Genomic DNA, 5587 nt, shown 5'->3' with positions numbered 1-5587 from the left:
TGGCCGGCCCCTTCCGCGACGATCAAGTGCTGCACTGCACCGACAACCGCGAAGAAATGCAGCGCGCCCGCCATGCCTTCGAGCTGGCGGCCCAGGGCCGTTCGGTGGTGGTGGTATCGTCTGGTGATCCGGGCGTATTCGCCATGGCCGCCGCAGTGCTCGAAGCGTTGCACGAGTCCAGCGACCCTGCCTGGCAGCGCGTCGAGTTGCAGATCCTGCCCGGCGTCTCGGCCTCGCTGGCCACCGCCGCGCAAGCGGGGGCACCGCTGGGGCACGATTTCTGCGTGATGTCGCTGTCGGACAACCTCAAGCCCTGGTCGATCATCGAAAAACGCCTCGACCTGGCCGCCCAGGCGGATCTGGTGCTGGCGTTCTACAACCCGATCTCCAAGGCCCGGCCTCATCAGTTGGGCGTGGCGCTGGAAGTGGTACGTCGCCATCGCGACGCAGGCACCCCCGTGGTGCTGGGCCGTGATATCGGCCGGCCGGGGCAGGCGCTGCGGGTGGTGACCCTGGGCGAGCTGCTGCCGGAGATGGTCGATATGCGCACCCTGGTGCTGGTCGGTTCCTCGACCACCTGCACCTTCCCCCGTGCCGGTGGCGGCCAGTGGGTGTACACGCCGCGCTGGTACCCCGCCAAGCCTTGAGCGAAGCCGGGGTCAGGGCAGCAGGTAGCCCTTGATCCCGGTGAAGATGATCTGCGCCGCCAGGGCGCAGACGAACAGTCCCATCAGGCGGCTGACGATCTGCAGGCCCTGGTCGCCGAGCAGCCGCTCGATACGGTGCGAGAGGTACAGCACCAGGCCGACGGTGAAGCTGGCCAGGGCGATGCTGACGATGGCCAGCAGCTTGTCGTCCCAGTGCGGCTGGCCCACCCCCATCACCAGCAGTGCACCGATGGTGCCCGGGCCGACGGTGAGCGGAATGGTCAGCGGCACGATGGTCACGTCCTGCTGCACGTTGTCAGTCTGCACAGCCGACTTGCCCTGGGCCATGCCCAGCGCCGAGATGAACAGCACCGAGCCCGCGCCGATGCGGAAGGCGTCGGCGGTGATGCCGAATACCCCGAAGATCACCCGCCCGAACAAGTACAGCAGCACGCTGGCGACCAGCGTGGCAATGGCCACCCGCCAGGCCAGTTGCTTGCGTTCCTTGCTGGAGTGGCCGCGGGTCAGGCCGATGAAACATGAGAGCACGAAGAACGGGCTGTAGAGCACGAGCATCTTCAGGTAGACGCTGAACAACTCATGGAGCATGGGGGCGGGTCCGCGACGGGATAGGTGGCACCTGTATAGCACGGAACCTGCGGGATGGGCGCGGGCTTCTCTCAGGCCAGCGGGTCAGACACTACCTGACGCTGCCCCGCCCAGAACTGGATCAGCTCACGCAATTGCGACAGCTCCACCGGCTTGGCCATGTGCCCATCCATGCCGGCCAGGCGCGCCCGCTCCTTGTGTTCGTTGAGAATGTGCGCGGTCAGCGCCACCACCGGGGTGCGCGGACGTTGGTTGGCGGTTTCCCAGGCACGCAGCTGCTGGGTGGCTGAGAAGCCGTCGAGTACCGGCATCTCGCAGTCCATCAGCACCAGGTCGTAGTGCCTGGCCTTCATCGCCTGCAGGGCTTCCTCGCCGTTGCTGGCGGTGTCCGGCTCGAGGTTGAGCTTGCCGAGCATGCCGCGGATGACCTTGGTCGAGATGCTGTTGTCCTCGGCCACCAGGATGCGGAAGTCGCCGGGCAGGTCCAATGGCACCGGGCTGCCGGCCGGCAGCGGCGGCGCGGCCTGCTCGCGGCCGCGCAGGGCGAGCTCCTCGGCGAGGGTGGTCTTGAGCGTGTAGCCGGCCACCGGCTTGGCGAGGATGCGCTTGACCCCGGCGTTGCGGGCGATGATCTTGCTCGGCGCATTGCTGATGCCGGTAAGCATGACCACCAGGATATCGTGGTTCAGGCTCGGGTCTTCCTTGATCTTGGCCGCCAGCTGCATGCCGGTCATGCCGGGCATGTTCTGGTCCAGCAGCACCGCGTCGAAGTAGTCGCGCAGGTGCGCCTTGGTACGCAGCAACGCCAGCGCTTCCTTGCCCGACGGCACCGCGCTGACGTTCATGCCCCAGGCGCTGCACTGCTGCACCAGTACCTTGCGGCAGGTATCGTTGTCGTCGACCACCAGCACCCGCGCATCGCGCAAAGGGCTGTCGAGGTCGGTGGCCGGCTGCTCCAGGCGCAGCGGGTCCAGCGGCAGGGTCAGCCACAGGGTGTTGCCCATGCTGGTGCTGGTCTTGATGCCGAACTCGCCTTGCATCAGGCCGATCAGCTGCTTGGCGATCACCAGGCCCAAGTGGCCGCCGAGCTTGTTGCTGGAGAGGAAGTGGCGGCTGTGCAGTTCGGCCTGTAGCAGGGCATCGCGCTCGGCGGGCGGCATGGGCTCGCCGCTGTCCTGCACGGCAATGCGCAAGCGCGGGCTGTCGCCGCGTTGGTCGAGGGCCACCACCAGCAGGATCTCGCCCTGGGTAGTGTTTTTCAGGGCGTTGTCCAGCAGACTCGACAGGGCCTGGCGCAGGCGTGTCGGGTCGCCGCTGACGACCCTGGGCACCTGAGGCTGGGTGAAGCTGATCAACTCGATGTTCTGCTGCTCGGCCTTGGCCCGGAAGATGTTCAGGCAATCCTCGATCAAGGCATTGAGGTCGAACTGCACATCGTCCAGTTCGATCTGCCGCGACTCGAGCTTGGAGATGTCGAGGATTTCGTTGATCAGGGTGAGCAGTTCGTTGCCGGCGCTGTGGATGGTTTGTACGTAGTCGCGCTGTTTAACCGACAGCGGCGTGCCCAGCAGCAGCTCGGTCATGCCCAGCACACCGTTCATGGGGGTGCGGATCTCGTGGCTGATCTTGGCCAGGAACTCGGCCTTGGCGTTGATCTCGGCATCGCTGGCGGCCAGGGCGCGGCTGGCGCGGAAACGCTCCTCGCTGATCCGGCGCAGGCGTTCGCTGACCGCGAGGTTGAGCAGCAGGCCGCTGACCACCGTCAGCGCCATGAGGATGCACAGCAGCCAGGGCGTGGGGGTGCGGGTCAGGCCCAGCAGGGCCGGCAGCAGCACCAGGCCGCCGAGGTTGAATACCAGCATCGCCACGGTGAACAACCGCGCCGGACCGTAGCCCTTGTACCAGTGATAGCTGCTGACCAGCAGCATGCTCAGGCTGCCCAGTGCGAGCAGGGCGTAGGTCATCAGGTTCAGCGGCAGCGTGTCGACGAACAGCAGCACCATGCCGCTGACCGCTGCCACCACCATTTCCATGTGCAGCAGGCGGTTGAGCCGCGCCGAACTGCAGGGAGAGAAGAAATGCAGGGTGAAGTACAGCCCGGCCAGGCCCGCCAGCACCAGGGTCAGGTAGGCCGCCGGCGTTTGCGCGCTGTGCCACAGCTGACTCCACGGGCCAGTGAGATTGAGCAGGATCAGCGCGCTGAGCAGCATCAGGCCGTGGTACAGCGCCAGGACCAGCGTGGTGCTGGAGCGTGAATAGGCGAAGCGGATCAGGTTGTGCAGGATCAGCATCACCAGCCCGCCGAACAGCAGGCCGAACAGCAGCGACTGGCGCTGGTCGGCGGCGGCGTGGGCGGTGGACTCGACGCTGATGGCAGGGCGCAACTGGTGTTCGGAGACCAGTCGCAGGTAGATGTCCAGTGGCTGGCTGCTGTGCGGCAGCGGCAGCACATGGTCCCGGCCGCGCTGGGTCGGGCTCAGGCCATCGCCCTGGCGCCCATGGTGCAACTGGCGCAGCAGCTTGCCGCCTTCGAGGGCGTAGAGGTCCAGGCGCGACAAGTCGGGGGCGAAGATGCGGACCAGTTGCTCCTGGTCGTGCGGTTCCAGGCGATAGTGCAGCCAGAGTGCCTGGTCGGGGAGGGCGGCATCCAGTTCGTCGAGGGCCAGGGGGCTGAACTGGTTGCGGTAACGCTCGGAGCGTACATCGGACAATTGCAGGTTGCCCTGTTCATCGAGCAGCGCCGACCAGCCTGCGGCCTGTTCGGCGTGTGCCGGGAGCAGGCAGAGCAGGGTCAGCAGGCTGACGATCAGGGCTATGGCAATCCGAAGCCGACGCACGACGAAATCCCTTCTTAGCTAATGTGCCGGATAACAACTATGCGCGGCGCGCCAAGGCGAAGGCAAGGCCCCGGCGGGGCCTTGACGACGAGCCGAAGGCCGCGTGCGCGGAGCGCCACGGCCGTTCGGTACCTTTTTACTGCTGGTGCTCACCGCGCTCGCGGGCGATGGCCCGGTAGCCGATGTCGGTGCGGTAGAAGCTGGCGTCCCACTTGACCTGTTCGGCCAGGCGGTAGGCCTGCTGCTGGGCGGCCTCGACGGTGTCGCCCATGGCGGTGGCGCAGAGCACGCGGCCGCCAGCGGTGACCACTTGGCCGTTCTTCAACGCGGTACCGGCGTGGAACACCTTGCCTTCAAGCTTGGCGGCGGCATCCAGGCCGCTGATCGCGGCGCCCTTGGCGTAGTCGCCCGGGTAGCCGCCAGCCGCCAGCACCACGCCCAGGCTCGGACGCGGGTCCCACTGGGCCTCGACCTTGTCCAGGGCCTTGGCGAAGGCGGCTTCGACCAGCAGTACCAGGCTCGACTCCAGGCGCAGCATGACCGGCTGGGTCTCCGGGTCGCCGAAGCGGCAGTTGAACTCGATGACCTTGGGGTTGCCCGCCTTGTCGATCATCAGGCCGGCATACAGGAAGCCGGTGTAGACATTGCCTTCCTCGGCCATGCCGCGCACGGTCGGCCAGATTACCTGGTCCATCACGCGCTGGTGCACGTCGGCGGTGACCACCGGGGCAGGGGAGTAGGCGCCCATGCCACCGGTGTTCGGGCCGGTGTCCTGGTTGCCGACGCGCTTGTGGTCCTGGCTGGTGGCCATGGGCAGCACGTTGTGGCCGTCGACCATGACGATGAAGCTGGCTTCCTCGCCGTCGAGGAACTCTTCGATCACCACCCGCGAACCGGCTTCGCCGAAGGCATTGCCGGCGAGCATGTCGCGCACGGCGTCTTCGGCTTCCTGCAGGGTCATGGCGACGATCACGCCCTTGCCGGCGGCCAGGCCGTCGGCCTTGATCACGATCGGCGCGCCTTTCTCACGCAGGTAGGCCAGGGCCGGCTCGATCTCGGTGAAGTTCTGGTAGTCGGCGGTCGGGATCTTGTGACGGGCCAGGAAGTCCTTGGTGAAGGCCTTGGAGCCTTCCAGCTGGGCCGCGCCCTTGGTCGGACCGAAGCAGTCCAGGTTGCGGCTGCGGAACAGGTCGACGACGCCGAGCACCAGCGGCGCTTCCGGGCCGACGATGGTCAGGTCGACGTTGTTCTCGGCGAAGTCGGCCAGTTGCTCCAGGGCGGTGACGTCGATGGCGACGTTCTCGCACTTGGCTTCGGTGGCGGTGCCGGCGTTGCCCGGGGCAACGAAGACTTTCTCGACGCGTGGGTCCTGGGCGACTTTCCAGGCCAGGGCGTGTTCACGACCGCCGCTGCCGATGATCAAAACTTTCATGTCAAAACCTCGAATTCTTTCGGACGGGAGGCAAGGCCTCACGCTGTACGAGGTCGCAATGA

General features: G+C 66.6%; 4 protein-coding genes. 1 reads left to right on the top strand and 3 read right to left on the bottom strand.

The features are described from left to right. Window positions 1-647, top strand: a 647-nt coding sequence (locus CC207_RS27640; protein WP_256582091.1) for a precorrin-3B C(17)-methyltransferase, incomplete at its 5' end; no start/stop codon positions are given. Window positions 648-659: 12 nt separating this feature from the next. Here CC207_RS27640 and CC207_RS14740 read toward each other — a convergent pair. The 3 genes from CC207_RS14740 to purD all read right to left on the bottom strand — a co-directional run bounded on the left by CC207_RS14740 (window position 660) and on the right by purD (window position 5525). Next, window positions 660-1256, bottom strand: coding sequence for a MarC family protein (locus tag CC207_RS14740; RefSeq protein WP_028691281.1), 597 nt, complete (start codon window positions 1254-1256; stop codon window positions 660-662). 71 nt (window positions 1257-1327) lie between these two features. Next, window positions 1328-4093: a hybrid sensor histidine kinase/response regulator gene (locus tag CC207_RS14735; protein ID WP_069016470.1), complete on the bottom strand. Its 2766-nt coding sequence runs from the start codon at window positions 4091-4093 to the stop codon at window positions 1328-1330. A gap of 136 nt (window positions 4094-4229) precedes the next feature. Further along, complete coding sequence (gene purD / locus CC207_RS14730; protein ID WP_028691279.1) at window positions 4230-5525, bottom strand: phosphoribosylamine--glycine ligase; 1296 nt, start codon at window positions 5523-5525, stop codon at window positions 4230-4232. Between the last annotated feature and the right edge of the window lie 62 nt (window positions 5526-5587).

The sequence above is a fragment of the Pseudomonas sp. DrBHI1 genome (genome assembly GCF_002205115.1).
In the GTDB taxonomy this organism is placed as follows: domain Bacteria; phylum Pseudomonadota; class Gammaproteobacteria; order Pseudomonadales; family Pseudomonadaceae; genus Aquipseudomonas; species Aquipseudomonas mosselii.
This window is presented reverse-complemented; position numbering and strand designations above follow the sequence as displayed.